This is a genomic window from Serinicoccus sp. CNJ-927 (assembly GCF_001942435.1).
Taxonomy (GTDB): Bacteria; Actinomycetota; Actinomycetes; order Actinomycetales; family Dermatophilaceae; genus Ornithinicoccus; species Ornithinicoccus marinus.
The window spans coordinates 1-3,497 of sequence record NZ_MKKF01000037.1 but is presented as its reverse complement, the minus strand read 5'-3'; the positions used below and the strand labels follow the sequence as shown (position 1 = coordinate 3,497).

3 protein-coding genes, 1 pseudogene and 1 other annotated feature are annotated in these 3,497 nt (G+C 69.6%); all 4 genes and pseudogenes read right to left on the bottom strand.

The genetic code is table 11. The annotated features are described in order from the left end of the window. Nucleotides 1-830 (bottom strand): IS3 family transposase (locus BJF86_RS11050; RefSeq protein WP_075818960.1); only part of this gene is annotated, 830 nt, incomplete at its 3' end. After that, nucleotides 741-869, bottom strand: a sequence feature (AL1L pseudoknot). Its footprint overlaps the gene before it by 90 nt. After that, nucleotides 827-1,150: a transposase gene (locus BJF86_RS11045; RefSeq protein ID WP_075818958.1), complete on the bottom strand. Its 324-nt coding sequence runs from the start codon at nt 1,148-1,150 to the stop codon at nt 827-829. It overlaps the preceding feature by 43 nt. The genes BJF86_RS11045 and BJF86_RS11050, both read right to left, overlap by 4 nt. A gap of 21 nt (nt 1,151-1,171) precedes the next feature. After that, on the bottom strand, nt 1,172-1,426 hold the full coding sequence (locus BJF86_RS11040; protein ID WP_075818956.1) for a hypothetical protein: 255 nt from the start codon (nt 1,424-1,426) through the stop codon (nt 1,172-1,174). A gap of 656 nt (nt 1,427-2,082) precedes the next feature. Continuing rightward, a pseudogene (locus BJF86_RS11035) lies at nt 2,083-3,315 on the bottom strand (integrase core domain-containing protein). Nucleotides 3,316-3,497 lie beyond the last annotated feature (182 nt).

The window sequence follows — 3,497 nt, the reverse complement described above, 5'->3', positions numbered from 1 at the left end:
CCCAGAGCCGACACGTCAACGCAAGGGCACCCAGCGGGGCCGGTCATAACAAGGGTCAGACCCCAGGCGGTGGCGCAGACACGATCCTCGCAGTCGTAGGAGTCGCCCTTGGACCCCACCGAGGCGACGATGCCGAGCTCTTCGAGGCGTTCGGTGTACCGGATCGCTCGGTACTGGACTCCGCGGTCGGCGTGGTGGACCAGGCCGGTCAGGTCGCGCCCCTGGCGGTGGCGCTGCCAGATCGCCTGTTCCAGGGCGTCCAGGGCCAGGTCGGTGTGCAGCGAGGCGGTGACCCTCCACCCGACGATGCGTCGGGAGTACAGGTCCATCACGAACGCGACGTAGACGAACCCGGCCCAGGTCGGGACGTAGGTGATGTCGGCGACCCACCGGTCATCCGGCGCCGCGGCGGTGAAGTCCCGGTTCAGCTGGTCGGCCGGGTGGCCGTCCTTGGCCGACACCGTGGTCCGGGGCTGCTTGTGGTCGCCGGCGACCGCGCCGACCAGGCCCAAGGCCTTCATCCGCCGGGCCACCGTGCACCGCGCCACTGGCGGGTAGCGCACACCGGTCGGCTCGCCGTGCTCGTCCAGGACGTGTTGCCGGTTCAGCACCTTCCACATCTTCATCACCCCGAAGACCTCGTAGTTGGCCTCGTCGGTCGCCCTGATCCGCTCATCCAGGGCCGCGTCGGCCAGCGCCCGGCTCGACGGCGGACGCGTCTTGGCCGCGTAGTACGTGCTCGGGGCGATCTTCGCGCCGGCCTCGGTGAGGACGGTGCAGATCGGCTCGACCCCGAACTGGTCCTTGTGCTCGTCGATGTAGGAGATCAACGACTCGATGGGCGGTCGAGCTCCGCCGCGAAAAAAGCCGACGCCGACCGCAGGATCGCGTTCGCCCGGCGCAGCTCCCGGTTCTCCTTCTCCAGCTGCACGAGCCGCTCGTGCGGATCGGTCGCCGTCGCCGAGGACCCCGCTGCCGGTGCCGGGCCACGAAACCAGTTCCGCAACGTGGCACCCGGGATGCCCAGCTGCTCACCCACCTGGTTGCAGGCGCGCTTGACCGGCAACCCCGGACTCTCCCGGATCGTCTCGTTCACCGCGCGGATCGCACGCTCACGCAACTCGTCGCTGTACTTCCTCGGTGCAGGCATGACTCCACTCTCCCGTAGAGATCAAGACCCTCCACCAAACCCGGGGCGGTTCACCCCGTCCGGGCCGAGACGCTCGGGCACCACGCCCGCGGGGTCGGACCCGAACAGCGACTCGGCGACCAGCGCGGCGGACTCGGCGGGCAGGTTGGCGCACCGGTCCCAGAATCCGCGCACGTGACCCCACGACGCCAGCCCGGAGCGCAGGGCGTGGTGCACCGCGGCCCGGACCGGTGCCGGCGCACACGCCGTGCCCACGAGCTGGCGGGCTTCCTTCACCCCGGCGCCGAGCGCGACCTGCAGCTCGGCCGCACGCCAGACGCTTGGTCTCGGCCCGCCACCGGCGCCGCTGGCCCGCAGTGAGCTCCTCGACGTCGCTGAACCCCTTGTCCGCCAACAGCTCTCGACCCACCTGCGCGGCCAGGTCCCAGGCCGCGTCCAGCAGCTCGGCCTCCATCGCCGCACGACGCGCCGCGACCTCACGCACCCTCGCGACCGCACTCGACGCCTCAGCAACGCCGCCCGCCTCGCCGACCACCTGCTCGGTGCTGAGACCGGACCCCGGGGGGACGGTCTCCTTCCCACCTCCCGGGCGCGCGTCGTCCGCGACGCGAGCCACACCGCTGCCAGGGGATGCGTGGCTGTCCGATCGCGAATCCGTCGGGGCACCGGACACACCTGCCACCTCGACCAGCACGCGGCACCCCGGTCTGGGAAAGGACCGCACCGGGGGAACGGACGGGATCAGACGGCGCAGCTGCAGCTCGAGCACGCTCGCGCGCTCCGGCAGCCCACCACCTGCCACGTCACAGCCCCGACGTCGTGTCATCGTCCCTCCCTCCACCTGACGCGAGATTAGCACACATGTTCGAACAAGCGCAACGCAGATCTGGCGGCAGTTTGTGATGTGTCGGGACATCGGTGACGGTTCTGCATCAGGACTTCGGTGACGTTTGGTGTCTCAGGACATTGGTGACAGTCAGTCGCTCTGGGGGCGTGGGCCTCGTGGTCGACCGTTGCCGACGTACCTGGTGCCTCGTTCTGGTCGGGTGCGCTCGGCCAGGACCTCGCCGTGGAGGTCGGTCACGATGAGCCGGTGCTCGTCGGTGGTGATCAAGACCTGTACGAACGCGTGCTGGGCCTCGACCATGTAGGTGACACCGTCGAGGCTGAAGGTGCCGTTGGAGCTGAGTTCCCGGGCGGTGGTGCCAGCGGGCAGGTCCCTGGGCAAGGGCGTGCGTCGTGCGGGCTCGTAGGTCCGGTCGGGCCGCTCGAAGAGCGGCCGTAGGGGCCTTGGACGCGGGGCTTGAGCCTTGGGGGTCGCTTCCCAGGCGGTCAGCGGGGTGACGCGCCCGGGCAGCCCCTGGTGACCTCGTTCGGTGTTGTAGACGTGGTCGAAGGCATCGACCTGGGCCTGCAGCTCCTCCAAGGTCTCGGCCAGTGGCTGCTTGTCCAGGTAGCGGAACAGGGTCTGGTGAAACCGTTCGTTCTTGCCCTGGGTGGTCGGCCTGCCAGGTTTGCCGGTGATCGGCTCGACACCCAACGCACTGGGCGTGCTCCACGAGCTGGCCGATGTAGCCGCGCCGGGAAGGATTCAGCGCCGAGCCGTTGTCCGACAGAAGCCGTTGGGGCACCCCGTGGGCACTCACGGCCCTGTCGAAGACGGTGATCGCGGCCTGGGAGGTCTCGCCCCAGGCCACGTGCGAGGCCACCGCGAAGCGGGAGTGGTCATCGATCAGCTGCAGGATCACGCACTTGCGGCCGCGGGTCAGGACGTACTCGGTGCCGTCCAGCTGCCAGCACGCGTTCGGCTCGGGGTAGACGAACCGTCTCCATGCCGAGCGGGGCTTCTTCCTCGGCTCGTGCCTGGCCACCCCGGCCTGGCGGAAGATCCGCGCCAGCGAGGCGGTGGAGGGCACCGGGGTCAGGCCCATCGCGTGCATCTTGTCGTGCACGCTGATCGGCCCGTGGTCCAGCCCGGAACGTTCCAGCGCCGCACGCACCCCGATCGCCTGCTCCTTGGCCTGATCGCTGATCCTCGACGGGCTCCTCCGGGGCTGCCGGGACCGCGGTTCCAGCGCCGCCGCCGGCCCCTCGTCCAGGGCGCGTCGCCGGATCTCGTAGAACGTCTTGCGCGAGATGCCGTGCTCGACACAGAAGGTCGTCACCGCTCCTCGCGGTGCATCAGAGGGCCACTGCGTGATGGCCAGACGGACGCGGGGATCAACAGGCTCGTTCTTGGGCACCGGCCCTGTTGACGGCGCTCGAAAACTGGACGGTTTCGGCGGTCGAAGAGTGGACGGTCTCAGTCTAGGGATTCTTGTTCGGCCTTGATGCTGGGCAGGGTCTC

Coding starts and splice junctions, on each gene's coding strand:
- BJF86_RS11045 (WP_075818958.1), bottom strand. CDS start 1,150: ATGCCTGCACCGAGGAAGTACAGCGACGAGTTGCGTGAGCGTGCGATC.